This window comes from Bradyrhizobium sp. UFLA03-84 (assembly GCF_002289535.1).
In the GTDB taxonomy this organism is placed as follows: domain Bacteria; phylum Pseudomonadota; class Alphaproteobacteria; order Rhizobiales; family Xanthobacteraceae; genus Bradyrhizobium; species Bradyrhizobium viridifuturi.
This window is the reverse complement of the sequence record NZ_NSJY01000006.1, coordinates 45,145-71,798: the sequence shown is the minus strand read 5'-3', so window position 1 is coordinate 71,798 and position 26,654 is coordinate 45,145. Positions and strand designations below refer to the sequence as shown.

25 protein-coding genes are annotated in these 26,654 nt (G+C 65.2%); 12 read left to right on the top strand and 13 right to left on the bottom strand.

Annotated elements, in window-relative coordinates; translation table 11 throughout:
- The first annotated feature begins 46 nt into the window (after positions 1 to 46).
- Both dapB and CK489_RS08445 read left to right on the top strand, forming a co-directional pair.
- Complete coding sequence (dapB, locus tag CK489_RS08450) at positions 47 to 859, top strand: 4-hydroxy-tetrahydrodipicolinate reductase (RefSeq protein ID WP_050628029.1); 813 nt, start codon at positions 47 to 49, stop codon at positions 857 to 859.
- 48 nt (positions 860 to 907) lie between these two features.
- Positions 908 to 1,531 carry a 2,3-bisphosphoglycerate-dependent phosphoglycerate mutase gene (locus CK489_RS08445; RefSeq protein ID WP_095731991.1) on the top strand — a complete coding sequence of 208 codons (624 nt, stop codon included), beginning with the start codon at positions 908 to 910 and terminating at the stop codon, positions 1,529 to 1,531.
- Between the two features lie 196 nt (positions 1,532 to 1,727).
- Here CK489_RS08445 and CK489_RS08440 read toward each other — a convergent pair whose 3' ends face one another.
- Positions 1,728 to 2,624: a methylated-DNA--[protein]-cysteine S-methyltransferase gene (locus CK489_RS08440; RefSeq protein ID WP_095731990.1), complete on the bottom strand. Its 897-nt coding sequence runs from the start codon at positions 2,622 to 2,624 to the stop codon at positions 1,728 to 1,730.
- A gap of 111 nt (positions 2,625 to 2,735) precedes the next feature.
- The gene (locus CK489_RS08435; protein WP_050628031.1) at positions 2,736 to 3,275 is read right to left on the bottom strand and encodes a DUF2244 domain-containing protein; all 540 of its coding nucleotides are present in this window, start codon (positions 3,273 to 3,275) and stop codon (positions 2,736 to 2,738) included.
- 22 nt (positions 3,276 to 3,297) lie between these two features.
- Here CK489_RS08435 and nth point away from each other — a divergent pair, with 22 nt between their 5' ends.
- The 6 genes from nth (at position 3,298) to CK489_RS08405 (ending at position 10,202) form a co-directional block, all read left to right on the top strand.
- Positions 3,298 to 4,095: an endonuclease III gene (gene nth / locus CK489_RS08430; protein ID WP_198960875.1), complete on the top strand. Its 798-nt coding sequence runs from the start codon at positions 3,298 to 3,300 to the stop codon at positions 4,093 to 4,095.
- A gap of 66 nt (positions 4,096 to 4,161) precedes the next feature.
- Positions 4,162 to 5,313: an HlyD family secretion protein gene (locus CK489_RS08425; protein ID WP_502694108.1), complete on the top strand. Its 1,152-nt coding sequence runs from the start codon at positions 4,162 to 4,164 to the stop codon at positions 5,311 to 5,313.
- Positions 5,300 to 6,928 (top strand): MFS transporter, encoded by a 1,629-nt coding sequence (locus tag CK489_RS08420; RefSeq protein ID WP_095731987.1) that lies wholly within the window; start codon positions 5,300 to 5,302, stop codon positions 6,926 to 6,928. The genes CK489_RS08425 and CK489_RS08420 overlap by 14 nt, the downstream gene beginning before the upstream one ends.
- Positions 6,929 to 7,060: 132 nt before the next feature.
- A complete protein-coding gene (locus CK489_RS08415; RefSeq protein ID WP_095731986.1) occupies positions 7,061 to 8,122 on the top strand; it encodes a type III polyketide synthase in 1,062 nt (353 codons plus the stop codon).
- The gene (locus CK489_RS08410; protein ID WP_095731985.1) at positions 8,119 to 8,631 is read left to right on the top strand and encodes an isoprenylcysteine carboxyl methyltransferase family protein; all 513 of its coding nucleotides are present in this window, start codon (positions 8,119 to 8,121) and stop codon (positions 8,629 to 8,631) included. The genes CK489_RS08415 and CK489_RS08410 overlap by 4 nt, the downstream gene beginning before the upstream one ends.
- A gap of 62 nt (positions 8,632 to 8,693) precedes the next feature.
- Positions 8,694 to 10,202, top strand: a complete 1,509-nt coding sequence (locus tag CK489_RS08405) for a DHA2 family efflux MFS transporter permease subunit (RefSeq protein WP_095732094.1) — start codon at positions 8,694 to 8,696, stop codon at positions 10,200 to 10,202.
- Here the strand turns inward: CK489_RS08405 and CK489_RS08400 are convergent.
- The 3 genes from CK489_RS08400 to CK489_RS08390 form a co-directional block, all read right to left on the bottom strand.
- A complete protein-coding gene (locus tag CK489_RS08400; protein ID WP_095731984.1) occupies positions 10,194 to 10,946 on the bottom strand; it encodes a sulfate transporter family protein in 753 nt (250 codons plus the stop codon). The genes CK489_RS08405 and CK489_RS08400 overlap by 9 nt on opposite strands.
- Before the next feature lie 94 nt (positions 10,947 to 11,040).
- Positions 11,041 to 12,453 carry an MFS transporter gene (locus CK489_RS08395; RefSeq protein ID WP_095731983.1) on the bottom strand — a complete coding sequence of 471 codons (1,413 nt, stop codon included), beginning with the start codon at positions 12,451 to 12,453 and terminating at the stop codon, positions 11,041 to 11,043.
- A gap of 185 nt (positions 12,454 to 12,638) precedes the next feature.
- A complete protein-coding gene (locus tag CK489_RS08390; RefSeq protein WP_050628037.1) occupies positions 12,639 to 13,562 on the bottom strand; it encodes a LysR family transcriptional regulator in 924 nt (307 codons plus the stop codon).
- A gap of 118 nt (positions 13,563 to 13,680) precedes the next feature.
- Here CK489_RS08390 and CK489_RS08385 point away from each other — a divergent pair, with 118 nt between their 5' ends.
- The gene (locus CK489_RS08385; RefSeq protein ID WP_095731982.1) at positions 13,681 to 14,850 is read left to right on the top strand and encodes a CaiB/BaiF CoA transferase family protein; all 1,170 of its coding nucleotides are present in this window, start codon (positions 13,681 to 13,683) and stop codon (positions 14,848 to 14,850) included.
- Between the two features lie 7 nt (positions 14,851 to 14,857).
- Positions 14,858 to 15,805, top strand: coding sequence for a hydroxymethylglutaryl-CoA lyase-like TIM-barrel protein (locus CK489_RS08380; RefSeq protein ID WP_095731981.1), 948 nt, complete (start codon positions 14,858 to 14,860; stop codon positions 15,803 to 15,805).
- A 169-nt stretch (positions 15,806 to 15,974) separates the two neighbouring features.
- Here CK489_RS08380 and CK489_RS08375 read toward each other — a convergent pair whose 3' ends face one another.
- A complete protein-coding gene (locus tag CK489_RS08375; protein ID WP_095731980.1) occupies positions 15,975 to 16,898 on the bottom strand; it encodes a YiiX/YebB-like N1pC/P60 family cysteine hydrolase in 924 nt (307 codons plus the stop codon).
- Positions 16,899 to 17,096: 198 nt separating this feature from the next.
- Between CK489_RS08375 and CK489_RS08370 the strand changes: the two genes are divergently transcribed.
- Positions 17,097 to 18,506, top strand: coding sequence for a flavin monoamine oxidase family protein (locus CK489_RS08370; protein ID WP_095731979.1), 1,410 nt, complete (start codon positions 17,097 to 17,099; stop codon positions 18,504 to 18,506).
- Positions 18,507 to 18,796: 290 nt separating this feature from the next.
- Here the strand turns inward: CK489_RS08370 and CK489_RS08365 are convergent, their stop codons facing one another.
- The 4 genes from CK489_RS08365 to pheS form a co-directional block, all read right to left on the bottom strand.
- Positions 18,797 to 19,741 carry an MBL fold metallo-hydrolase gene (locus CK489_RS08365; RefSeq protein WP_050628041.1) on the bottom strand — a complete coding sequence of 315 codons (945 nt, stop codon included), beginning with the start codon at positions 19,739 to 19,741 and terminating at the stop codon, positions 18,797 to 18,799.
- Between the two features lie 39 nt (positions 19,742 to 19,780).
- The gene (locus CK489_RS08360; protein ID WP_095731978.1) at positions 19,781 to 20,557 is read right to left on the bottom strand and encodes a sulfite exporter TauE/SafE family protein; all 777 of its coding nucleotides are present in this window, start codon (positions 20,555 to 20,557) and stop codon (positions 19,781 to 19,783) included.
- 259 nt (positions 20,558 to 20,816) lie between these two features.
- The gene (gene pheT, locus CK489_RS08355) at positions 20,817 to 23,225 is read right to left on the bottom strand and encodes a phenylalanine--tRNA ligase subunit beta (RefSeq protein WP_095731977.1); all 2,409 of its coding nucleotides are present in this window, start codon (positions 23,223 to 23,225) and stop codon (positions 20,817 to 20,819) included.
- Between the two features lie 81 nt (positions 23,226 to 23,306).
- The gene (gene pheS / locus CK489_RS08350) at positions 23,307 to 24,389 is read right to left on the bottom strand and encodes a phenylalanine--tRNA ligase subunit alpha (RefSeq protein ID WP_095732093.1); all 1,083 of its coding nucleotides are present in this window, start codon (positions 24,387 to 24,389) and stop codon (positions 23,307 to 23,309) included.
- A 216-nt stretch (positions 24,390 to 24,605) separates the two neighbouring features.
- Here pheS and CK489_RS08345 point away from each other — a divergent pair, with 216 nt between their 5' ends.
- Positions 24,606 to 25,016, top strand: coding sequence for a hypothetical protein (locus CK489_RS08345; RefSeq protein ID WP_198960873.1), 411 nt, complete (start codon positions 24,606 to 24,608; stop codon positions 25,014 to 25,016).
- A gap of 15 nt (positions 25,017 to 25,031) precedes the next feature.
- Here CK489_RS08345 and rplT read toward each other — a convergent pair whose 3' ends face one another.
- The 3 genes from rplT to infC form a co-directional block, all read right to left on the bottom strand.
- Positions 25,032 to 25,391: a 50S ribosomal protein L20 gene (gene rplT, locus CK489_RS08340; protein WP_018269297.1), complete on the bottom strand. Its 360-nt coding sequence runs from the start codon at positions 25,389 to 25,391 to the stop codon at positions 25,032 to 25,034.
- Between the two features lie 74 nt (positions 25,392 to 25,465).
- Entirely contained in the window at positions 25,466 to 25,666 is a 201-nt protein-coding gene (gene rpmI / locus CK489_RS08335; RefSeq protein ID WP_008539890.1) for a 50S ribosomal protein L35, read from the bottom strand.
- Between the two features lie 351 nt (positions 25,667 to 26,017).
- Positions 26,018 to 26,557 carry a translation initiation factor IF-3 gene (infC, locus tag CK489_RS08330; protein WP_024584293.1) on the bottom strand — a complete coding sequence of 180 codons (540 nt, stop codon included), beginning with the start codon at positions 26,555 to 26,557 and terminating at the stop codon, positions 26,018 to 26,020.
- Positions 26,558 to 26,654: the final 97 nt, after the last annotated feature.

The window sequence follows — 26,654 nt, the reverse complement described above, 5'->3', positions numbered from 1 at the left end:
TTGCCGGAACAGCCATGGCTCGCTATACGGCTTGCAGAGGTGAGCCATGGCTGACATGCGTTTGATCGTTGCGGGAGCCGGCGGCCGGATGGGCCGCACGCTGGTGCGGGTGATTTCCGAGACCCCGGGGGCGGTGCTGGTCGGCGCGCTGGAGGCGCCGGGCTCGGAACTGCTCGGCAAGGACGCCGGCGTGCTCGCCGGGCTTCCCGCCAACGACGTCAAGCTGTCGGCCGATCTGTGGTCGATGTCGGCGGGCGCCGACGGCATCCTCGATTTCACGGTGCCGGCGGCGACCATCGCCAATGTCGCGATCGCGGCCGAACGCGGCCTGGTTCACGTCATCGGCACCACCGGCCTGTCGCAGTCCGACGACGCGGTGATCCGCAGCGTCACCGACCGCGCCATCGTGGTGAAGTCGGGCAATATGAGCCTCGGCGTCAATCTGCTGGCGGCGCTGGTCAAGCGCGTCGCGCAGTCGCTCGACCAGAGCTTCGACATCGAAATTCTCGAAATGCACCACAAGTCCAAGATCGACGCGCCGTCGGGCACCGCCTTGATGCTCGGCGAAGCCGCCGCTGCCGGCCGCAAGATCGCGCTCGACCAGCATTCGGCGCGCGGCCGCGATGGCCTGACCGGCGCACGGCGCGCCGGCGACATCGGCTTTGCCTCATTGCGCGGCGGCACCGCGGCCGGCGATCACAGCGTGATCTTTGCCGGTCCTTCCGAGCGCATCACGCTGTCGCACCATGCCGAGGATCGCGCGCTGTTCGCGCAAGGCGCGCTGAAAGCGGCGCTTTGGGCGCATGGCAAGAAGCCCGGCATGTATTCGATGACCGACGTTCTCGGGTTGAGCGACTGAGGTCGCTTGTCGAGATGAAATCCAGCTCAAGCGAAAACGGAATCTGAAATGAGTGATCGCCTTCTTGTGCTCGTTCGTCACGGTCAGAGCGAATGGAATCTGAAGAACCTGTTCACCGGATGGAAGGATCCTGATCTCACCGAGCAGGGCATCCGTGAGGCCAAGGAGGCCGGCCGCAAGCTGAAGGCGCAGGGCCTGTCGTTCGATGTCGCCTTCACCTCCGACCTGACGCGCGCGCAGCACACGCTGAAGCTGATGCTGGAAGAGATCGGGCAGACCGGGCTGCCGACCATCAAGGATCTCGCGCTCAACGAACGCGACTACGGCGATCTCTCCGGCCTCAACAAGGACGACGCCCGCAAGAAGTGGGGCGAGGATCAGGTGCTGATCTGGCGCCGTTCCTACGACGTGCCGCCGCCCGGCGGCGAGAGCCTGAAGGATACGCTGGCGCGGACGTTGCCCTATTACGTGCAGGAGATCCTGCCCGGCGTGCTGCGCGGCCAGCGCACGCTGATCGCGGCCCACGGCAATTCGCTGCGCGCGCTGATCATGGTGCTGGAGAAGCTTTCGCCCGAGCAGATCCTCAAGCGCGAACTCGCCACCGGCGCGCCGGTAGTCTACCGGCTCAATGCGGATTCGACCGTGGCGTCGAAGGTCGATCTGGCCGGCTGAGCTAGAGCGATGGACCCGTCATCCTGAGGAGCGCGAAGCGCGTCTCGAAGGATGCACGGCCACCAGCCGGGCCGTCGACCCTTCGAGGCTCGCTCGCGCGAGCACCTCAGGGTGACGGTGAGGGACTGGAAGTCTGTCTATTGGCAATCAGGCCGTAGGATGGGTTTCGCTGCGCTCTACCCATCCTACAATCGGATTAGTGCAACCCGACCTGCCCGGCTTCCCAGCCCAGCATCGCCTGCTTGCGGGTGATGCCCCAGTGGTAGCCGGTCAGCGCGCCGCTCTTGCCGAGGGCGCGATGGCAGGGCACCACGAACGACACCGGATTGCGGCCGACCGCGGCGCCGACGGCGCGCGAGGCCTTCGGGCTGTTGATGTTGCAGGCGATGTCGGAATAGCTCACCGCGCGGCCCATCGGGATCTTGAGCAGCGTTTCCCACACCCGCACCTCGAAGTCGCTGCCGATCAGGACGACGCGCAGCGGCTGGTCCGCCCGCCACAACCTCGTGTCGAACACGCGCTGCGCCAATGCGGTGGTGCCGTCGGTGTCCTCGACATAGGTCGCGTTCGGCCAGCGCCGCTTCATGTCGGCGAAGGCGGTCTGCTCGTCGCCGGGATCGGCGAAGGCAAGCCCCGCGAGCCCGCGGTCCGTCGCGATCACGATCGCGGTGCCGAACGGTGAGGGGTGGAAGCCGTAGCGCAGCGTCATGCCGCCGCCGCCGGTCTTCCATTCGCCTGGAGACATCGCCTCGTGGGTGACGAACAGATCGTGCAGCCGTCCCGGTCCCGAAAGGCCGGAGTCGAGCGCCGCGTCGAGCACGCTTGCGGAGTCGCGCAACAGGTTCTTGGCGTGGTCCAGCGTCAGCGCCTGCATGAAGGCCTTCGGCGTCAGCCCGGCCCAGCGGCGGAACAGATGGTGCAGTTCATCTGGCGTGACGGCGGCGGCATCGGCCATCGCTTCGATGGTCGGCTGCGTGCGCCAATGCTCCGAGATGAACGCGATGGCGCGTCGCACCGAGTCATAGTCGCGCAGCGCGGCGTTCTGGAGGCCCGGCTTGGCCAGACGCTGGTCATGTATGGCGAGTGTCATCATGGTGTCTGATTTAGGAGCCATGGCGCATCCAAACCACCCGATTTCCGACAAGCATGATCCGGAAAAGTGGGGACCGGTTTTCCGGCAAGATCATGCTCAAATGAAGCTCGATTAGACGATGGGGTTGTAGGTGGGGCCGCGCTTCGCGGTGTTCAACGCCGCGGTCAAGGCCTTGGAGAAGCTGGCCTTTTCGTCCGGGCTCAGGAAGCTGCCGACGCTCACCCGGCGGCCCCGGGAGACCAGATAAAGCCGCTCGATGCCGAACTCCTCGTGCGAGATCTGCTCGAACCGCACCCACAGCGGATTGAGCACCCATTCGGCCACGTGGCCGCGGTGGCTGATCCTGCGCACCCGCAGTTCCGACGGCGTGACGGTGATCTCCTCGCTCGCCTTGGCGGTGCGGAAATTGACCTTGAAGGCCCAGTAGATCACCAGCACGTCGAGGCCGAAGAAGCCGAAGATCGGCCACGCGCCGAGCCACCAGAACACCGCGCCGGCGATGAAGCTGATCACGGTGACGAACGACATCAGCACGATGAAGCCGGTGCGATTCAGCGAGCGATGCGGCGTTAGCAGCGCCGAGAACAGTTTCGGCTCGGCCTCGGTCGCCTCGGCGTCGTTCGCGGGATCAAAGTCGTTGCCTGCGGTCATGACGTATCAGTATATCCCGTTCATGGCCAAAATCATCCGCTCTCAACGCGCCAGTACCTCAAGCGTTCGGTCGGCGCCGAAGAAGAAAGCCGCGAAATCGGCAAAGCCGCTGCCCAAAGGCGCGGCAAAGAAGCCGGCGACCAAGGTCGCGAAGAAAACCGCAAAGCAGGTCGCAAAGCCGAAGCCGTGGACGGCGGAGGAGGTCTACGAGGCCTTCGATCGGTTCCGCAAGGCCAATCCCGAGCCGAAGGGCGAGCTCGAGCACCTCAACCCCTACACGCTGCTGGTTGCGGTGGTGTTGTCGGCGCAGGCGACCGACGCCGGCGTCAACAAGGCGACGCGGCCGCTGTTCGAGGTGGCCGATACGCCGGAGAAAATGCTTGAGCTCGGCGAAGAAAAAGTACGCGACTACATCAAGACCATCGGGCTCTATCGCAACAAGGCCAAGAACGTCATTGCGCTGTCGGAGAAGCTGATCGCCGAATTCGGCGGCGAGGTGCCGCGCACCCGCGCTGAAATTGAATCGCTGCCCGGCGCCGGGCGCAAGACCGCGAATGTCGTGCTCAACATGGCGTTCGGTGAACACACGATGGCGGTCGACACCCATGTGTTTCGCGTCGGCAACCGCACCGGGCTCGCGCCCGGCAAGACGCCCCTCGAGGTCGAGCTCGGACTGGAGAAGGTGATCCCGACCGAGTTCATGCTGCACGCCCATCACTGGCTGATCCTGCATGGCCGCTATACCTGCCTCGCCCGCGGCCCGCGTTGCGAAGTATGCCTGATCAACGATCTCTGCCGGTGGCCGGAGAAGACCGTCTGAGCCATGATCGTCGTGGTGTGGTAATAGGCCCGTCCGGCGTTCCGGTGCGTGACTGAGGGGTTTAGCGTGACTGAGCAGGTTCAAGAGGGTTCATCGCGAGTTACCCAACCGGCTCTTGCTCCGGCGACAGCGCCAGACGCACCGAAATCGGCGACCAAGGGCTTCTGGCGCCGCTTTGCGATTCCGCTGTTTGCGGTGCTCGTCGCGCTCGCCTTCGTCGTCGTGGCGACCTCGCGCTGGAATGCGTGGGTCGGCAGCGCGACGATCCAGACCACCGATGATGCCTATGTGCGGGCCGAGCTGACCCAGCTCTCCAGCCGCGTCTCGGGCGAGGTGCTCACGGTCGCCGTCTCCGATTTCCAGCGCGTCAAGGCCGGTGATCTCCTGGTGCAGATCGATCCTGCCGACTACCAGGCGCAGGTCGCACAGGCGGAGGCAGGCGTGGTCGGCGCGCAGGCCGCGCTCGACAACCTCAACAACCAGGTCGAGCTGCAATACGCGACGATCGCGCAGGCCGAGGCCTCGCGGTTGTCCGCCGAGGCGCAGCAGACCCTGGCAAAGCAGGAGGAGGAGCGTCAGCAGTCGCTGTCGCAAACCGATGCCGGCACGCGGCAGCGGCTCGAGCAGGCGACGGCTTCCTACGCCAAGGCCGAGGCTGACGTGAAGGCCAGCCGCGCGGTGATCGCCGCGCAGCGCCACCAGCTCGAGGTCCTGCAGGGCACCAAGAAGCAGCGCGCCGCCGACCTCGACGCCGCCAAGGCGCTGCTGGCGTCGGCCAGGCTCAAGCTCGGCTACACCAGGATCGTTGCGCCGTTCGACGGCGTCACCGGCGAGCGCCAGGTGCAGCCGGGCGATTACGTCAACATCGGCACCAATCTGGTCAATGTCGTGCCGCTGCCGAATGTCTATGTGATCGCCAACTACAAGGAAACCCAGCTGACCAACGTCAGACCGGGCCAGCCGGTCGCGGTCACCGTGGATACATTCTCCGGCCAGACGCTGCGCGGCGTCGTCGAACGCATCGCGCCGGCGAGCGGATCGCAATTCGCGCTGCTGCCGCCCGACAACGCCACCGGCAATTTCACTAAGGTGGTGCAGCGCATCCCGGTGCGCATCCAGTTCGACAAGGGCCAGCCATTGCTCGAACGCCTGCTGCCGGGCATGTCGGTCGTCACCCGCATCAACACCGGCGAGGCGGTCGCCAATGGCGGAAAGTGACGACCGCGATCGCGGCCCGGTCTCGCGCGGCGACGTCGCGCGCTATCCGGTGTTCGCGGTCGTCGCCGTGCTGCTCGGCGCATTCCTGGCGAATTTCGACAGCCGCCTGACCACGGTCGGGCTGCCCGATCTGCGCGGCGCGTTCTCACTCACCTTCGACGAGGGCGCGTGGCTCTCGACCGCCGCGATCGGCTCGCAGATCTTCATCGCACCTGCGGTCGCCTGGCTCGCCACCGCGTTCGGCCTGCGTCGCGTGCTCGGAATTCCGAGCCTGGTCTATGCCGTGGTGTCGCTGACCATCCCGTTCGTGCGCGACTACACGACGCTGATCGCGCTCAGCATCGCTCACGGCATGCTGCTCGGCACCTTCGTGCCGGCGACGCTGATGATCATCCTGCGCAACCTGCCGATCCGCTGGTGGGTGCCGGGGATCGCGTTGTATTCGATCCGCGTCGGCTTCGCGCTGGACTCGTCGAGCTCGCTGGTCGGCTTCTATGTCGAGCATCTCGGCTGGCAGTGGCTGTATTGGCAGGGCGTGGTGATCGCGCCGCTGATGGGGTTGATGGTGTATCTCGGCACGCCGAGGGAGCCGGTCAATCGCGACCTGCTGCATCATGCCGATTGGGGCGGCATGCTGCTGCTCGGCGCCGGCGTCGCGATGGTCTATGCCGGGCTCGATCAGGGCAACCGGCTGGACTGGCTCTCATCGGGCACCGTGATGGCGCTGCTGATCGGAGGCGGGCTGCTGATCATCGGCTTCATGATCAACGAGATGGTCGCGCCCCGGCCATGGGCGCATTTCAACGTGCTGTTCTCGCGCAATATCGGGCTCTCGCTGATCGTCATCCTGCTGTACACGCTGACCAGCCTGTCGAACTCGTCCCTGGTGCCGAACTTCCTCGGCACCGTCGCCGCGCTGCGGCCGGAGCAGTCGGGCGTGCTGCTGTTCACCTACGGCGCGCTGCCGATGTTCGCGCTGGTGCCGATCTCGATCCTGCTGCTCCGCCATCTCGATCCGCGTGTCGTCGTGGTGCTCGGCTTCTCGGCCTTCGCGGCCGCCAATCTCTGGGGCACGCAGCTGAGCCACATCTGGGCGCGGGAGGATTTCGTCGGCATCGTCCTGCTCACGTCGCTCGGGCAGGCGTTCACGCTGCTGCCGATCATCATCATGGCGCTGTCCAATTCCGATCCGTCGCGGGCGACGGCGTTCGCGGCCTATATCCAGATCATGCGGCTCGGCGGCGCCGAGATCGGCGTGGCGCTGATGGGGACCTGGCTGCGCGTTCGCGAGCAAATTCATTCGAACTATCTCGGACAGCACGTCCAGAACGGCGACGTCGACGTCGTGAATCTGCTGAAGCGGCTGGCGGGCGAGTTTTCCGGCCACGGCGTGGGGACGGCGATGGGGCGGGCCGTCGGCACGTTGGCGGCCCTGGTGCAGCGCGAGGCCAACACGCTCGCCTACATCGACGGCTTCTGGCTGTGCTTCTGGCTGGCGATCGCGGCGCTGTTCGTCGTAGCCCTGATCGCCCGCGCGCCGCAGGGCCCGCTGTCGCCTGTGCCGCTCGGCTTCATCAGGAATCTGCTGCGCAAGTCGGGCGCCGCCGCGTCCTGATTGGCGAAGAGCGCGACGCGGCTGTCGCCGCCAGGGTCAACTTATAGTGACTGCCGCGCTCCCTCTATCTCGCCGGCGTCTGAAATATTTTGCGCACCGCGTGGTTCCACAACCGGGGGAACTGGAGCCACGATGATCGAGACCACGCAGACGGCCGCACTTGTTTCCATGGCGACGGCGGTTCCACCGCATCTATTCCATCAGGGGCAGATCCTGCAGGCCGCACGCAGCCTTCTTGCCGACCGCTATCCCGAATTCGAGACGCTCTCCAGCCTGTTTGCCAACACCGGCATCCAGCATCGCCATGGCGTGAAGCCGATCGAATGGTATCTCGAACGACGCGGTTGGCCGGAGCGAACGCAGGCATTCCTGGAAGGCGCCGAGGCGCTGTTCGTCGATGCCGCCGGCAAGGCGATCGCGGCCGCCGGCTTGGCCGGCAGCGAGATCGATACCGTGGTCACGGTGTGCTCGACCGGCATCGCCACGCCGACGCTGGAGGCGCGTGTCGCCGGCAAGCTCGGTCTGCGGCCGGATGTGTCGCGTGTGCCGGTGTTTGGTCTCGGCTGCGCGGGCGGCGTGTCTGGCCTCTCGATCGCGGCGCGGCTGGCGCAGGCGCGGCCCGGCGCGAACGTGCTGCTGGTTGCGCTCGAGCTCTGCACGCTCGCGGTTCGCCACGACGAGCTGACCAAGGCGAACATCGTTGCGGCCAGCCTGTTCGGCGATGGCGCCGCGGCGATCGTGCTGCGCGCCGGCGACGGCGGTGCGACGCGAATCGAGGCGGCCGGCGAAAAGCTGTGGCCGGATACGCTCGACGTGATGGGCTGGACGGTCGATCCGGAAGGATTCGGCGTCGTCTTCCAGCGTACCATTCCGGATTTCGTCCGCGACCACGTTGGATCCGCGGTTGCCGAAATTCTGGAACGGATGGAGCTTGCGGCCGATGACATCGATCGCTTCGTCTGCCATCCCGGCGGCTCCAAGGTGATCACGGCGCTGGAGCGGGCGCTCGCGCTAGACCAGGGCACGCTCGATCACGAACGCGATGTCATCGCGGCGTGCGGCAACATGTCGGCCCCGACGGTTCTGTTTGTTCTCGAACGCGCCCGCGCCAAGGGATTGCCGCCGCGCGCGCTGCTCACCGCGCTCGGGCCGGGCTTCACGCTGAGCTGCGTAGCGCTGAGGCACGCGGCGTGAGCTTCGCCTCGGTCATCCTTGCACTGGTCACGCTGCAGCGCCTCGGCGAGCTCGCGCTGTCCCGTCGCAACACGGCGCGGCTGCTGGCGCAAGGCGCGATCGAGGTCGGCGCCGGTCACTACCCGCTGATCGTGCTGCTTCACGCCGGCTGGCTGACCGCGCTGTGGGTCTGGGGCCGTAACCAGGACGTCAACCTGGCTGCGCTGGCGGCCTTCGTGGCGCTGCAGGGCCTGCGGCTGTGGATCCTCGCCGCGCTCGGGCCGCGATGGACCACGCGGATCATCGTGCTGCCGGGTGCGCCGCTGGTCGTATCCGGGCCGTACCGGTACTTCCCGCATCCGAACTATGCCGTCGTCGTCGCTGAAATCGCGCTGCTGCCGCTCGCGCTGCACCTGCCGGTGTTGGCGCTGATCTTCACCGTGCTCAATCTCACGGTGCTTGCAGTACGAATTCGTGCCGAAAGCCGCGCTCTCTCGGTTTTCGACTGGCCTCGCGTCAGCACGTCATGAGCAAGCAGCCAGATCACCCAGCCGACAGCCCATCGGCTGCGACCTGGGCAGGCTTCCTGCTGATGTGCCTCGGCATGTTCATGGCAATCCTCGACATCCAGGTCGTCGCGACCTCGCTGCCGACGATCCAGCGCGCGCTTGCGATCTCGCCTTCGGCGATGAGCTGGATCCAGACCGCCTATCTGATCGCCGAGGTGATCGCAATCCCGCTGACCGGACTGCTCACCCATGCGCTGTCGCTGCGATGGCTGTTCGTCATTGCCGTCAGCCTGTTCACCCTCGCGTCGGTCGGCTGCGCTTTCAGCGGCGGCTTCGCCGTGCTGCTGGCGTTTCGCTTGCTGCAGGGATTTTCCGGCGGCGTCCTGATCCCCGCGGTGTTCTCCGCGGTGTTTACGCTGTTTCCGCCGCGCCTTCATGCGGTGGCCACCACGATCGGCGGCGCCGTCGCCGTGCTCGCGCCGACCGTTGGACCTGTCGTCGGCGGCTGGATCACGCAGACCTGGTCGTGGCCATGGCTGTTCCTGATCAATCTGGTTCCGGGGACGATCGCGGCCCTGGTCACGCCGTTGCTGCTTCCGAAAGCAGGGATGCATCTTCGCGCGTTCTCCATGCTGGACAAATCGTCGCTGGTCCTGCTCGCGGCAGCCCTCGCAAGCCTGATGATCGGGCTCAAGGAAGCGCCGCAGCGCGGCTGGGCCTCGATGCTCTGCCTGAGCCTGCTGATCGGAAGCATTGCCGGGACGGCGCTGCTGATCCGGCGCACGCTCCGCGCGGCGGATCCGATCGCACGATTGCTCCTGTTCCGGCGGCGCTCGTTCGCGATCGGTTGTGCGCTGAGCTTTTGCCTCGGCATCGGCCTGTATGGATCGACCTATCTGATGCCGGTATTCCTCGGCTTCGTCCGCCGCCATGACGCCTTCGAGATCGGCACCATCATGCTGGTCACGGGCGTTGCGCAGCTCGGCGCTGCGCCGCTTGCCACATTCCTCGAGAGTCGCGTCGGCGCGCTGGCGTTAACCGCTACGGGTTTTGCCCTGTTCGCGCTCGGCCTCGGCCTCAGCGCCTTCCAGCCCCGTACGGCCGATTTCGGCGAGATGCTCTGGCCGCAGGTCGTGCGCGGCGTCGCCATCATGTTCTGCCTGCTGCCGCCGACGCGCTTTGCGCTCGGCAGCCTGCCGGAGACCGAGATTGCCGACGCCAGCGGATTGTTCAACCTGATGCGAAATCTGGGTGGCGCGATCGGGATCGCCCTGATCGACACCATCCTCTACGGTCGAAGCCCGATCTATGGCGAGGATTTTCGGGCGCGCCTGCTGGCAGGCGATGTCAACGCGGCACAGGCGATCGGCCTCGATCCGATGTTGCTGATCAACCGTCCTCCGGGTCCGCCTGATGATGCGACGGTGGCGTTTGTCCGCCCGCTGGTCGAGCGGGCGTCGCTCGCACTCACCGTCAACGAGGCATGGGCAATGCTCGCCTGCGTGGCGATCGCAGGACTACTCCTGGTGCCGTTCGCACGCGACCAGGTGCCGGCCTCGTTCGAGGTGCCGCGGGAATGCGAGCTAGATTGAGGAGGCGTTGCTTCGCCTCGCCGGCTCGATCAGTTCGCGGCGCGGGCCCGACAGCCGCTTGTACATGTGGACCATGAAGGCCATGCCGAACAGCGGCGTCGCCAGATTGACGATCGGGATCGAGACGAAGGCCGCGATGAACAGGCCGGCGGTGAACACGGTCGCCGCATTCTCCTTGCGCATCGCCTTGGCGTCGTCGGGCGAGCGGAACCGCATCGCCGCGAGCTCGAAATATTCGCGGCCGAGCAGCCAGGCGGTCGCGATGAAGAAGATGATGAAGCCCGCGCCCGCGAACAGCACGAACGGCAGCGCGACCAGATAGACCAGCACCGTCAGCAGCGCCGTCTTGACGCCCTCGATGGTCGCGAGCGTGACCGGTAGCGCCACGCCGGGATGGTCGGCCGGATAGTGCTCGCGCTCGACATGGTCCGCGACATCATCGACGAACAGGCTCGCCACCAGCGAGGTGATCGCGGGCATCAGGAAGATGCCACCGAGTACGACGCCAAGGCCGGCTGAGATCGAGATGACCCAGGACAGCACGTGCAGCGTGGAATGGAAGTTGGGGCCGAGCATGCCTTCGGCCCAGACCTCGCCGGTGTCGGCAAACCAGCTCAGCAGCCGCTGCAATCCGATCGCCAGCACGGTGATCAGCACCAGCGCAAGCCCGATCGAGCGCCACAGGATCGTGCGCATCGGCGGCGACAGGATTTGCGAAAGCGCCTTGACGGCGGCGTCCAACATGACCGGGTTACCTCTAGCAAATAACGAGCGAGAGGTAGCCACCCAATGTGGCTTCGGCAAGTGCCGTCTGTGCCGCAGTAACAGCGTTTTCGAGCTAGGCGTCGAGTGGCTTGCCGCGGACGTTGGGTCCCCAGACGCCAATGGCAATGATCACGATCACCATCGCCGCGGTGATCAGGCCGAACACCCCGATGACGCCGGCCTCCTTCAACATGAACGCCACGATGAAGCCGGAGAAGGTCGCGCTGAGCCGGCTCATCGAATAGACGAGCCCCGCCGCACGCGCCCGGATCGCGGTCGGGAACACCTCGGTCTGGTAGGCGTGATAGGCGTAGGACAGCGTCATGTTGGCGCCGGTCACCAGCACGCCGCTCGCGATCAGCAGCATAGGCGCGGTGAGCTGCGCGAAGGCGAGGCCGAATATGGAGATCGCGGCGGCGGCGCCGCAGATGATCCATTTGCGCTCGAAGCGGTCGGCGAAGGTTGCGGCGAGCAGCGGCGCGAGCGGATAGGCAAACGCGATGATGAAGGAATATTGCAGGCTCTTGGTGACGTTGATGCCCTTCTCGACCAATAACGCCGGAACCCAGTTGGAGAAGCCGTAGACGCCGAACGCCTGGCAGAGGTTGAAGATCATGAACAGCACGACGAGCGAGGCGTAGGGCGGCCTGAACAGGTCGGCATAGCCGGTCTCCGCCGCCGTACGTGTCGGCGCTGTCGTGGCCGCGGGGACAGCGCGCGGCGCGGCCGCCGGCGATGAGGCTTCGAGCGTCCGCATGATCTTCTCGGCCTCGGCGAGGCGTCCATGGCGGGCCAGCCAGAGCGGGCTTTCCGGCACGTAGAGCCGCAGCACCCAGATGATCATGCTGGCGGCCGCACCGATCAGCACGACCCAGCGCCAGCCGTCGATGCCGTAAGGCGTGAGCGGCACCAGCCACCACGACAATGCGGCGACGATCGGCACCGCCGACAGCATCACCGCCTGGTTGATCGCAAAGGCCCGGCCGCGCATCCAGCTTGGCACCAGCTCGGTGATGTAGGCGTCGATGGTGATGACCTCGATGCCGATCCCGATTCCGGCGACGAAGCGCCACAGCAGCACGCCGCCGGCGCTGGTCTGGCACGCCATGATGACCGATGCCGCGCTGTAGAACAGCAGCGAATAAGTGAAGACGGCCTTGCGCCCGTAACGGTCGGCGAGAAAGCCGAGGCAGAAGGTGCCGATGAACAGGCCGGCGAAGGTCGCTGCGACGAAGGCGCCGATCCCTGAGAAGCCGAAGAAGGCCTGCGTCGTCGTGGTCATCAGCCCGCTGCGGGCGAGGCCCGGCGCGATGTAGCCGGTAAAGAACAGATCGTAGATTTCGAAGCAGCCGCCGAGCGAGAGCAGGATCACGAGCCGCCAGACATAGCCGGACGCCGGCAGTACCTCGAGCCGTCGTGAAATCTGGTCCGGTCCGCTTGTCGTGTTGACGCGATCGGCAACCGAGCCGAGTTCGACGGCGCTCATGATGGTCCTCCCCGTGTGGTCCAGCGGCCGCCTTTCTTGCGAAGGCGTGCCGGTTGCGCATGTTTGGCACCTGGGAGCCAGAAATCCAGACGAACATATCGAAGCAATCGTTCGATATTTTCGATCGTACTATCCAGGACGCGCTTTCTTGACGCGAACCGGCGTCCACTTCGCTTGAAAGCGCTTTAGATCAGGAGGGTCGCCTCCCAGGCGCCGCGGCCGACCTGGTCTGCGATCAGGGCGCGGATCAGGCGGCACATTTCCTCCATGACGTAAGTCATCGGACGGTTGCGCAAGCGGCAGAGATAGAGCGTGCGGGTCAGTTTCGGCTCGACGACTTCGCGTGCGACCAGCAGCCGTGCCTTCAACGGCTCGCTGACGAAATGGGTGGTCGCAATCGTGCAGCCGAGGCCCGCGGTCAGTGCGCCGATCATGCCGCTGGTCGAGTTGAGATGCATGATCGCATTGGCCTCGAGCCGCTTCAGCGGAACGGGATCATCGAGCAGCGCGCGCGCCGAGAGCCCGTGTCGCAGCAGGATCAGCGGCAGCCGCGCCAGTTCCTCGAAGGTGATCGGCGCCTTCCTCCCGATCAGCTTCTCGGTGCCGACGCAGAACATCTGCTCCTCAAGCACCGGCTCGGCGACCAGGTCTTTTTCCGACGGCGGATTGTAGACCAGCGCGAGGTCGACATCGGAGCTCAGCAGGTGCAGCAGCGTCGCGCCGGAGAGGCTCTCGGTCAGCGACAGCTTCAGGTTCGGATATTTCGTCAGCACGGTCCGCATCAGCGGCACGCCGATCGCCTTCATTCCGGAATTGGCCATGCCGATCGAGATGTCGCCGGCGATCTCGCTGCCACCTTCCTTGATCTCGCGTTCGGCCGCCGCCATCGCGCGCAGGATGATGCGGGCATGCTCGTAGAGCCGCTCGCCCGCCGCGGTCGGCTCCATGCCGCGCGGCTTGCGCTCGAACAGCGGCGTGGCGAATTCGGCTTCCAGATTGGCGATGTGGTGGCTGAGCGCGGACTGCGCGACATTGGCCTGATCCGCCGCCCGCGACAGGTTGCGCTGCTCGTAAACCGCGATGAAATAGCGAAGCTGGCGCGAATCCATGGGTTCAGCGTTCTAGAACGGCGAATACACTATTCGACAGATTATATTTTTCAGATAGCGTGCGGAAGCCTAACCTGCGCCAACTACTCAAAACGAGCGCAAGAGCACGGAGATACCGATGACCGGGAGCGGACTGCCGCTGGAGGGGGTGAGGGTCGTCGAGATGACCCACATGGTGATGGGCCCGACCTGCGGGATGATCCTGGCGCAACTCGGCGCCGAGGTGATCAAGGTCGAACCTCCGGCTGGCGACAAGACCCGCTCGCTCGGCGGCATGGGTGTCTCGTTCTTCCCGCTGTTCAATCGCGGCAAGCGCAGCATCGTGCTCGATTTCGCCAAGTCCGAGGACCGCGACACCATGCACCGGCTGCTCGCCGGCGCCGACGTGTTCCTGGAGAATTTCCGCGACGGCCAGCTCGACAAGCAGGGTCTCGGGCCGGAGGAGCTGCGCGCGAAATATCCGCACCTGATCATCGCCGGCCACAAGGGCTTTCTTTCGGGTCCGTACGATCATCGCCCGGCACTCGACGAGGTCGTACAGATGATGTCGGGGCTAGCCGCGATGACCGGCACAAGCAAGAAGCCGCAGCGGGTCGGCTCATCCGCCAACGACATCATGGGCGGCATGTTCGGGGTGATCTCGATCCTTGCCGCGCTCTACCAGAAGCGTGGCGGCAAGGTGGATGGCGCCGACATCCGCATCGGCCTGTTCGAGAACTGCCTGTTCCTGGTCGCCCAGCACATGGTCGAATACGAGATGACCGGGCGCAAGCCGCGCTCGATGCCGGAGCGCGAGCACGCTTGGCCGATCTACGACATCTTCGATGCCGCTGGTGGCGAGCGCATCTTCATTGGCGTCGTGACCGAAGGTCACTGGCAAAGCTTCTGCCGCGAGTTTGGTCTGACGGAATTCGCCGACGATCCGACATTGCGCAGCACCACGGACCGCATCATGGCTCGGGACCGGATCATTCCGCGTGTCGCCGAGGTGATCAGAGGCTGGAACGTGGCCGATCTCTCGGCGAGGCTCGACGCGCTCAACATCTGCTTCTCGCCGATCAACCGGCCGGAAGATCTGTTGCGCGACCCGCATGTATTGCGCCCGGGTGGCCTGGTTCACAATTTCAACGCCGACGGCAAGCCGTTCCGCGTCCCCGCACTGCCGGTCGAATGGAACGGCCACAATATCGGCGAAGGACTGAAGGTGCCGGTGCTTGGCGCCGATACCGACGCGGTCCGCGCCGAGCTCGATCAACAGACAATTTCATCAACCGGAAACGCTGCGTGAGGCTGACATGACCCGCGTCCACGATATCTATCCCAACGACAGAGTGAGCCTGCGCGAGGTCGGTCTGCGCGACGGCCTGCAACTGGTGAAGACATTCCCCTCGACCGCGGCGAAGCAGCGCTGGGTGCGCGACGAATATGCCGCCGGCGTCCGCCATTTCGAGGTCGGCTCGTTCCTGCCGGCCAAGACTTTCCCGCAATTCGTCGATGTCCGCGACGTCATTGCCACCGTCGCGGCGTTGCCCGGCGCGCATGGCGTCGCGTTGGCGCTGAATGAGCGCGGCGTCAACGAGGCGCTGGCCTCTGGTGTCGCCGAGATCGCCTCGGTGGTGTCGGCGACCGAGGAGCACAGCCAGGCCAATGCCAACCGCTCGCGCGAATCCGCGATCGAGAACATCAAGCGGCTTTGCGAGCTGCGCGACGCCAGCGCCCATAAGCCGCTGGTCAATGCCGCGATCTCGATGGGGCTCGGCTGCTCGATCGTCGGCGCGGTCGATCCCAAGGAGGTGCTGCGCCTCACCGAGAAGCTCTACGAGGTCGGGGTCGACATGGTCGCGATCGCCGATACCGTCGGCTATGCCGGACCGAAGGCGGTCGGCGAGCTGACGCGTGGCGCGGTGAAGATCGCGGGCTCCAAGCCGGTCTGCGTGCATCTGCACGACACCCGCGGCATGGGCATCGCCAATGCCTCCGCCGCGCTTGATGAAGGCGCCCGCGTGCTCGACGGCTCGCTCGGCGGCCTCGGCGGCTGTCCGTTCGCTCCGGGCGCGACCGGCAATGTCGTGTTCGAGGACCTCGTCTTCCTCTGCGAGACCAAGGGATTTCCGACCGGCATCGATCTCGACCGGCTGATCGAGGTGCGCTCGATCCTGAAATCCGAGATGCCGGGCGAAGCGCTCTATGGCGGCCTCGCCCGTGCCGGCCTGCCGCATGGCACGAGAGCGAAGGCCGCGTAGCGTGACCAGCCGCGCCCATCGGCAACGTTCTGATCAGTCGTAGGCGCGGCGGTTCGAGCTGAAGTCCTCGACATCGGGGTGTACGGCGGGCGTCTCGCGGTAGGGCGGCACGATCAGCATCACGACCCGCCGTGTCCGGCCGGGTTTGCCCAGCAGCGTCGCCTGGGCGTCAAACTCGGAGCGGAAGACATCCGTCGCGCGCAACGTCGTGCGTGCCCGGCGTGGGCTCCGTGCTTATCACTTCTGCAGCCGGAAGCGTCGCCTCTTCGTCAATCGCTTCAGGAACAAGCGGCGGCGACTTGCGCTCTGGAAACACACTGAATTCGCCGGCTACCTCCTGGAGCGGCTTCTGCTTGTCGGCCCAGTGCAGGGCCGTGTAGTCGAAACCGTGCACGATGGTGGGTTTGACGATTTCGAAATAGGGCGAGATGTCGAAGTCGCGCGGCATGTAGAGCGAGGAATCGCGGATATGCAGGATCTCGCGGCGCGCCTTGCGGCTGGCGGCGCGGGTGATCTTGGGCAGGATCGGATAGCGCACGGCGTCGAACGCCTGCGCGATCAGCGCCGAGCAGATGATCTTGGTCGGATCGCCGGAGCCGAATGCGATCATGCGCCGCCGCCAGCGCTGCGGGATCGGCAGCGGAAACAGGTAGCGCGCGAGATCGACGATGTTCTTGGTGTCGTAGCCGAAGCCGATGCGGTTGATCGCGTAGCGGCACACCGTGGTGCGGTCCTCGTAGGACAGCCCGACCGGCCGGCAGAGCCTGGTGTGATAGGTGAAATATTTCGACAGCGGCGCGGAGGTGACGCCCTCGCCGACATTGGCTTCGATCAGCACGTGCTGTTCGCCGTCAGGCTCGAATGCACCATCGATCGGCCCGACAAACAGCGCGGCATGCGACCAGGTCGATTGCGTCAGGTATTTGATGATGCCGGAGATGCGGTTGTTGCCTTCGACCAGCAGGACATCGCCCTCCTGGATGATGCCACGCAGATGGTCGGGGTCGCTCGGCGTGAACGGCTCGTAGCCGGGCACTTCCTTCGACAGGTACCCCGCAATCCATTTACCAACGGTATCGAGCATTACGCCCATGGATTCCCCCCAGCGGTTCTATGACCGCTTCTGTTCACCTAATCATGGTCGCAAGCCGTTGCAATTTAGTTCATGCGCTCAACCGATCAATCATGATTGATTTACCATGAGTGTTGCTGCGGTCGGTGAGATGCGGCACAGTTCGCGAAGCGTTCCCATTCCCTGCAAGTCCCCGGAAACCATGCCAGAAGCTATGTCATGCCAGTGACCCGCCGCGATTTCCTGTCGGCATCCGCAGGTCTGGCGCTGGCGCCTGTGCTGGGCGGCCGCGGCGTTGCTGCGCCGGCACCGCGCGAAGCCGACATCGTCGTGATCGGCGCGGGTGCCGCAGGCATCGCCGCAGCGCGACGGATCGCCGCCGCGAACCGCAAGGTGATCGTGGTGGAGGCGTCCGGCCAGGTCGGCGGCCGCTGCCAGACCGATGCATCGAGCTTCGACGTGCCGTTCGACCGCGGCGCGCGCTGGATGCACAATCCCGAAACCAATCCGATGATCCGCCTGGCGCGCTCCGCGGGCCTCGACATCGTCACGGCGCCGGTGGGCCAAAAGATTCGCGTCGGCCGGCGCTACGCCCGCCCCGGCGAGACCGAGGAATTCCTGGCGGCGCTGGTGCGCGCCAATCGCGCCATCGACGACGCCTCGCGCAAGGCCGATATCGCCTGCGCCGCGGCAATGCCGAAGGACCTCGGCGATTGGGCCGGTACCGCGGAATTCCTGCTTGGCGCCAGTTTCAGTGGCAAGGATCTGAAGGATCTCTCCGCCGTCGACAAGGTGCGCGCGCAAGACCGCAACACCGCGATCGCCTGCCGGCAGGGGCTCGGCGCATTGATCGCAAAGCTCGGCGAGAGGCTGCCGCTTGTGCTGTCGACGCCGGCGCAGCGCATCCTGTGGAGCAATCGCGACGTGGTGGTCGAGACGCCTTCCGGCAAGATCACCGCGCGCGCCGCCATCGTCACGGTGTCGAGCAACGTGCTCGCGAGCGGCAACATCAAGTTCGCGCCCGAGCTTCCGAAGCGCGCGCTCGATGCCGCCGCCAAGCTGACCCTCGGCAGCTACGATCGCATCGCATTGCAGATCCCCGGCAATCCGCTTGGGCTGTCGCGCGACGACGTCATCATCGAGCAGAGCAATTCGACCAAAACCGCATTGCTCTACGGCAATATCGCCGGCTCCTCGCTGTGCACGATCGACGTCGCCGGCTCGTTCGGCCGCGACCTGTCCGCGCAGGGCGAGAAGGCGATGGCGGCGTTTGCAGTGGAATGGCTGACCAGGCTGTATGGCAGCGAGGTGGGTGCGTCCATCAAGAAGACCAGCGCGACGCGCTGGAATGCACAGCCCTTCATTCAAGGGGCGATGTCGGCCGCAGCCCCCGGCGCGCAATTCTCGCGCCGGATCCTGACCGAGCCGATCGGCGCGATGTATCTTGCGGGCGAGGCCACCCATGAGACGCTGTGGGGCACCGTCGACGGCGCCTGGGAGAGCGGCGAGCGCGCCGCCGACGCCGCGCTGCGCAGGATCGGCGGTGCCAAGGATGCGACGCCGGAGCCCGCCGCGCCCGCCGCAAAACACAAGCGCCGTGCGCCGCGCTCCGCCGGGCCGATGAATTGATGGTTGGATGAGATGACGGCTGCGCGTGGCTGGCTTGATCATCGCGAGTGCGGTGATTTGGCAGCTGGGTGCAGCTGCACAACAGGTGTCGTCCCTGCAAAAGCAGGGACCCATACGCCGCAGCAGATGTTGTGACCGGGGCTCGTCGCTCCAACGTCGCTCGCCAATAACCATTCGTGGTTATGGGTCCCTGCTTTCGCAGGGACGACATCGAGTGTGTTGCGCGGTCAGCGAGACATACATCCGCTTTCCCGCGACATGATTTGTCCGAGTTTTGCCGCGCCTCAGCCTCACACCGGCAGCTTCAGCTCCATCAGATCCTTCGCCACCACGATCCGGCCCTTGAAGTTCGTCTTCACATCGCGGGTCCAGTCGTCGTCGGTGACATCGGGATCGTCGCCGGGGACGAAGTGGCTCAGTACCAGCGTCTTGACGCCGGCGGCGGCGGCGATGCGGCCGACGTCTTCGGTCGAGGTGTGGCTGTCGAGCAGATGCTTCTTCAGCGTCGCGCCGTTCTTGGTCTTTGCGACGAGGCGATCGACCGCGGGAATGTAGAGGCATTCGTGCACCAGCACGTCGGCGCCCTTGGCGAACTCGGCGAGCTTCGGATTGTAGGCGGTGTCGCTGGAGAACACGATCACGCCATCTGGCGTCTCGAACTTGTAGGCGAAATTGTCCGTGATCGGCGGGTGCGGCGTGCGGAATGCCGTGACGGTGACGTCCGATGTCTTCAGCACCACGCCGTCATCGGTGATGTCCTTTGCGATCAGCAGTTTGCGCGGGTCGGGGCGGCCTTCGTCCGCGATCCGGGTCTCGACGTCGAACTTGTTCAGCTCCCAGTATTCTTTTGTCATCGCCTCGATGCCCTTGGGACCGAACGAATGGATCGGCGTGGAGAGGCCCGCGGCCCAGGCGTTGTAGAACAGATTGCCGTATTCGAGATTGTGATCGGAATGATGATGGCTGATGAAGATGTATTTCACCGACGGGATCGGCACGCCGGCGTTGACCAGCTGCCGGCTGACGCCCATGCCGCAATCAATGACAAAGGGCGTGTCGTTGACGACGACGAGATTGGCGGGATTGGAAGCGCCGATGCCGACGCGCGGGCCGCCCTTGGTGCCGAGAAACACGATCCGGGTGCGTGGCTTGGCATTTTGCGCGCGCACGACAGGCGACGCGAGCATCGCGGCGCTGCCGAGCGCCAGTTTCAATGTGGTGCGGCGATCGATCATGGTGTTCCTCCCGCAATCTTCTTCTGAGCCTTGCCGACCCTACCCGCCGCGCAAAATGCCATCAAGCGCCGGCAGGCCGACAATGACGGCGGCGGCGATCAGCGCGTAGCAGATCGCGCGAAACACCTGCTCGCTGGCCTTGCCGAACAGCGAGGCGCCGAACCAGACGCCGATGCCGTAGACGGGACCTACGATCAGCGAGAACTTGGCCGATTCGATCGTGATCAGTCCGGTGAACCAGTAGCTGACCAGCGAGAAGAAATCCGAGGCGCCGAAGAACAGCACGATGTTGGCGCGCGAGATCACCGAAGAGATCGGGCGTCCGAGCCAATAGGCGACGATCGGCGGGCCGCCGGTCTGCGCGAGCCCGCTGCAGAAGCCGGACAGGCCGCCAACGCCGACGGAGAGCGCGGCGTGATCCTTGCCATGGTAGCGCCAGCCCGACAGCAGCAGCACCAGCAGCGCTGCGACGAAGCCGGAGATGATCCAACGGGTCGTCACCGGCTCGAGCACCGTGAGGAAATAGGTGCCGATGGGAACGCCGACCAGCGCACCGGCCACCATCACGGCGGTGGCCTTGCGGTCAGCATGGGTCCAGGCGTTCGGCAGCAGCGGCGCGGCCGCGATGAAGTCGATGATGAGAAGCAGCGCCGCCACCAGCCGCGGCGCAGCGACGCTGCTTGCGAGCGGCATGAAGATCAGCGCCGAGCCGAACCCGGAGAAGCCGCGCGCAGTGCCCGACACGAAGGCGATCGCGCAGATTGCAAGCGCAATGCTGGTCGAGATGTCGGACGGGATCAGGGAGAGGGAGGTCATGGGAAGGCAGTGGGGTTCGATCTGCTTAGGCGCTCGTATCGAGATTCAAAAACCCCTGCAAGTCTGCAAGACCCGTCATCCTGTGGTGCGCGCCCAGCGGCGCGCTTGCGACGCTGGGCGAGCCTCGAAGGATGAATCGGCCACAGTTCCGCCGTCGACCCTTCGAGACGGCCGCTATGCGGCCTCCTCAGGGTGACGGTGACAGGTTCTCCTCGCAAGTGGGCGAGGGAGCATTCCACCGCCCGCGTCAACGTCGGCGTCACGCCCGCAGCGTGCCGCCGGTCTTCTTCGTCACCTCGGCGACGACCTTGGCCGCAACCGCGTCGATCTCCTGGTCGGTCATCGTCTTCTCGCGCGGCTGGATCGTCACTGCGATCGCGATCGATTTCTTGTCGGGATCGATGCCCTTGCCTTCGTAGACGTCGAACACGCTCACGTCTGATATCAGCTTCTTGTCGACACCCTGCGCCGCGCGGACGATGTCGCCTGCCTTGACGCCGCGATCGACGATGAAGGCGAAGTCGCGCGACACCGGTTGGAACGCGGAGAGATCCAGCACCGGCTTGGCGCGCGTCGCCCGCTGCTTGCCTTGCGGGATGCGCTCGAGGAGCACCTCGAACACGATCATCGGGCCGTCGACGCCGAGCGCCTCCGCCGCACGCGGGTGCAGCTCGCCGAAGTATCCCAGCACGTTCTGCGGGCCGATCTGGATGGTGCCTGAGCGTCCCGGATGCAGCCATGCCTGGCCGCCCGGGACGATCTGCAGCGCCTGCATCGGCGCGCCGGCCGCGGCCAGCACCGCGAAGGCGTCGGCCTTGGCGTCCATCGCGTCTGCCGCAGCCGTGCCGGTCCAATGCCGTCCGATCCCCTTCGACGAGGCGTAGCCGTGGCGCACACCGGAAGCGGCAACGAGCTGGTCCTCGGGCTTGTCGCCGCGGAACACCTGGCCTACCTCGAACAGCGCGACATCGGGCGTGCCGCGGTTGATATTGGCCTGAACGGCGGCGACGAGGCCGGGCAGCAGGCTCGGCCGCATGTCGGAGAGGTCGGCCGCGATCGGATTGGCGAGCACGAGCTCGCTCTGGCCGCCGCCGAACAGGTTTGCCGCGTCATTGGTGATGAACGACCAGGTCACGGCTTCCACCATGCCGCGGACGCCGAGCGCACGCTTGGCGCGGCGGGTGCGCAGCTGCATCGGCGTCAGCACCGGCTTGCGCGGCTCCTCGCCGCGGTCGAACGGCGTCATCGGCACCTTGTCGACGCCGACGATCCGCACGATCTCCTCGACGATATCGGCCTTGCCCTGCACATCGGTGCGCCAGGACGGGATCGCGATCTTCACGACGGGGCCGGTGCCGGCCAGCATGAAGCCGAGCCGGGTCAGGATCAGCTTCACCTCGACCAGCGGCACCTCGATGCCGGCAAGGCGCTTGACCTCGGTGAGCGGGAAATCGATGACGCGATCCTCGCCGAACTGCTTGCCGACCACGACATTCTCGGACGGCGTGCCACCGCACAGCTCTAGCACCAGCCTGGTCGCGAGCTCAAGCCCGGGCACCATGAACGCCGGATCGACACCACGCTCGAAGCGATAGCGCGCGTCCGAATTGATGCCGAGCTTGCGGCCGGTCTGCGCGATGTTGATCTCGTTCCACAGCGCGGACTCAATCAGCACATCTGTCGTGTTGTCGTCGCAGCCCGAGGCCTCGCCGCCCATGATGCCGGCGAGCGATTCGACGCCGTGCTCGTCCGCGATCACGCAGACATTGCTGTCGAGCGTATAGGTGCGGCCGTCGAGCGCGAGCAGCGTCTCGCCTTCCTTGGCGCGGCGTACCGTGAGGTTGCCCTGCACCTTCTTGGCGTCGAACACGTGCAGCGGGCGGGCGCGGTCGTAGGTCATGAAGTTGGTGATGTCGACCAGCGCATTGATCGGGCGCAGGCCGATCGAGGTCAGCCGCTTCTGCAGCCATTCCGGCGACGGACCGTTCTTGACGCCGCGCACCAGCCGCAGCGCGAAGCCCGGGCACAGCGAGGCGTCTTCCACCTTGACCTGGACCGGGCAGGGGAATTCGCCCTTGATCGGCTTGATCCCGGGATCCTTGAATTTGCCCATGTCGGCGGCGGCGAGGTCGCGCGCGATGCCGTGCACGCCGGTGCAGTCCTGCCGGTTCGGCGTCAGGTTGATCTCGATGGTGGGATCGCCGAGCCCGGCCCAGTCGGCATAGCCCTTGCCGAGCGGCGCATCGGCCGGCAGCTCCATGATGCCGTCGTGGTCTTCCGAGATCTGCAGTTCGGCCGCCGAGCACAGCATGCCGCGGCTCTCGACGCCGCGGATGGTGCCGATGCCGAGCGTGATGTCCTTGCCGGGGATGTAGGTGCCGGGCGGCGAGAACACGCTGACCAGTCCCGCACGCGCATTGGGCGCACCGCACACCACCTGCACCGGCGCGCCGCCGTCGCCGGTGTCGACCATGCAGACACGCAGCCGGTCGGCATTCGGATGCTGTTCGGCCGAGATCACGCGCGCGATGGTGAACGGCGCAAGCTGCTTCGCCTTGTCCTCAATGTTCTCGACCTCGAGCCCGATCATGGTGAGCTTGTCGGCGAGCTTCTCGAGCGGTTCGTCGGTCTCGAGATGTTCCTTCAGCCAGGAGAGGGTGAACTTCACGGCTGCTTGCCTCGGTTCTTGTTGGTGTTGATCAGGTTAGCTTGGTCGCTCTGTTCGTCATGTCGCGCGCAAGCGCAGACATCACGAACTCAGCCCGCCCGCGATGGTCGGGATGTCGAGCGGCTTGAAGCCGTAGTGGTTGAGCCAGCGGATGTCGTTCTCGAACAGCTGGCGGAGATCGGCGATGCCGTATTTCAGCATCGTGATGCGGTCGAGGCCCATGCCCCAGGCAAAGCCCTGGTAGACGTCGGGATCGATGCCGCAGGCGCGCAGTACGTTCGGGTGCACCATGCCGCAGCCGAGGATCTCCATCCAGTCCTCGCCTTCGCCGAAGCGGATCTCGCCCTTGTCGCGGCGGCACTGGATGTCGACCTCGAGCGACGGCTCGGTGAACGGGAAGAACGACGGCCGGAAGCGCATGTTGATGTGGTCGACCTCGAAGAACGCCTTGCAGAACTCGTGCAGGATCCATTTGAGGTGGCCGAGATGCGAACCCTTGTCGATCACGAGGCCTTCGATCTGGTGGAATTGCGGCGTATGCGTCGCATCGGAGTCGATGCGATAGGTGCGGCCCGGGCAGATGATGCGGATCGGCGGCTTCTGGGTCAGCATCGTGCGCACCTGCACCGGCGAGGTGTGGGTGCGCAACAGCATGCGCGAGCCGTCCTGCTTCGGATTGAAGAAGAAGGTGTCGTGCATCTCCCGCGCCGGGTGGCCTTCGGGGAAGTTCAGCTTGGTGAAGTTGTAATCGTCGGTCTCGATGTCGGGGCCTTCGGCGATTGCAAACCCCATGTCGGCGAAGATGGTGTTGACCTCGTCGAACACCTGGCTCAGCGGATGGATGCGGCCGGTTTCCGCCGGCGCATCGCGCAGCGGCAGCGTGACGTCGATGGTCTCGGCGGCGAGCCGGGCATCGAGCGCGGCCGCCTTCAGCACGTCGCGCCTGGCCGCGAGCGCCTGCGTCACCGCATCCTTGGCGAGGTTGATCTTCGCGCCTTCGGTCTTGCGCTCGTCCGGCGACATCTTGCCGAGGGTGGCGAGCAAGGCCGAGATCGAGCCCTTCTTGCCGAGGGCCGAGACGCGCACCGCCTCGAGGGCGGCTTCATCAGCGGCCGAGGTGATCTGGTCGAGGATGGATTTTTCGAGCGTTGCGAGGTCGGACACGGTCAATTCCTGCGCTGAGCATGATCCGGCGGGAAGAGCCGGCTTCCGAACCATGCGCCAAAATTCGGCTGGGTTGTCGCCGCCCGAAGGCCGTAACGTCAAGCAAAAAGCCGGTCATTTCGGGCCAATGGCCGGTCATTTCGGGCCAATGGCCGGCTGCATTGAACCCAGTGCGGAGGCCGGGCTACCCAAGGGGAGTTGAAGGAGACCCACGCGATGTTGCTGCGATCTTGCCTGGCCGTGCCGGCGGTCCTGTTGATGCTCGGAACGGCGCATGCCGCGACCGAGGGATGTCCCGCCAAATCGACCCAGATGGACGACATCATCGCGGAGCTTCAGAAGGCGCCGAGCTGCGACCGCGCGATGAAGGTCTTCGAGGCGTGCGAATACGGCGCCAGCGGCGACGTCCAGTTCGGCGAAGTGGTCGAGAAAAAATGCGAGGCGGACTTCCTGTCCGGCCTCGGAGCGTCGCAGAAGAAGGCCTATGCCAGCCAGCTCAAGCGCTGCGACCACAAATACGACAACGAAAGCGGCACCATGTACCGCTCGTTCACAGCGTTCTGCCGGGCAATCGTCGCCCAGCGCTTTTCGCAGAAGGGGCTGAAAGCGGGCCAGAAGGCCCGCTAGAAGCACCCGCCAGGATCAAGCAGCGAGGGCAGCCTTGGCCTTCTCGGCGATCGCCTGGAACGCCACCGGCTCGTGGATCGCGAGATCCGACAGCACCTTGCGGTCGACGACGACGCCCGACTTGGACAGGCCGTTGATGAACACGCTGTAGGTCATGCCGAACGGACGGACCGCGGCGTTGATGCGCTGAATCCAGAGCGCGCGGAAGGTGCGCTTCTTGCGCTTGCGGTCGCGAAAGGCGTACTGGCCGGCCTTTTCGACGGCCTGCTTGGCGACGCGGATGGTGTTCTTGCGGCGGCCGTAATAGCCCTTGGCGGCCTTGTAGACTTTCTTGTGCTTGGCGTGAGCGGTCACACCGCGTTTGACGCGAGACATGACGGAAATCCTTGAGATCTAGAAGAGACGGGGCGCCGCGCTAGGAGCGGCAGGGTTCAAGCGAGTGAGCGCGATCAGGCGTTCGGCAAGAAGTACTTCTTGACGTTGTCGCCGTCGGTCTTGAACAGCACGCGGGTGCCGCGGAGCTGACGGATCTGCTTCTTCGTCCGCTTGATCATGCCGTGGCGCTTCCCGCGCTGGGCGTGCATGACCTTGCCAGTGGCGGTCACCTTGAAGCGCTTTTTAGCGCCCGACTTGGTCTTCAACTTGGGCATTTAGCTCTCCTATCGCACAGCACGAAAATCGCCCCGAGAGGCGTCCGGCCGGCTAAAATGCTCGTTAGAGCGTTGAAAGTGCTAAGGTTTTTTCCGAATTGAAAGAACCTGCACTAGACGTCGCCACGGCAGCCCTTGATCAGCCGGGCGGCGAAGGCCCGGCTTATGACAGAGGATCGGCGGTTTTGCAACGTTTGAAGCGGGAAATCGGGCCGGAACCGCCCTCTCCTTCCCCCTGGAAGAGGGGCGTCGGTACCACGGGCTACGGACGACTCCGCTCGGCTACGAAACGAAACAGCCCGCCAGATCGCCTGACAGGCCGTTCCATTTCAACAAAGCGACTAATTCGAATTAGCGCGGCGCCAGCACCATCACGACCTGGCGGCCTTCGAACTTCGCGTCCTGCTCGACCTTGGCGAACTCGGCGACGTCGGCCTTCACCTTGTCGAGGAGCTTGGTGCCGATCTCCTGGTGCGCCATCTCACGACCGCGGTAGCGCAAGGTGATCTTGACCTTGTCGCCTTCCTCGAAGAAGCGCTGCATCGCGCGCATCTTCACGTCGTAGTCGTGATCGTCGATCATCGGGCGGAGCTTGATCTCCTTGATCTCGACGACCTTCTGCTTCTTACGGGCTTCGGCGGCCTTCTTCTGCGCGGAGTATTTGTATTTGCCGTAGTCCATGATCTTGCAGACCGGAGGACTGACGTTCGGCGAAATCTCGACGAGGTCCATGCCGGCTTCCATGGCCATCTTGATGGCAACCATGGTCTCGACGGTGCCCTTGTTGACACCATCGGCATCGATCAGCTGGATCTGTGCGTTGCGAATCTCGTCATTGGTGCGCGGCCCGTCTTTGGCGACTGTGGGCGGGGCTCTATTGGGACGGCGAATGGGTAACTCTCCAAAGTTGTGAAAGGGAGGCGGATATTTTGAAGCAAGACGCTGCGGCGGGCAAGCGAAGTCGCTTCTTTAGGCGGCAAAACCGTCA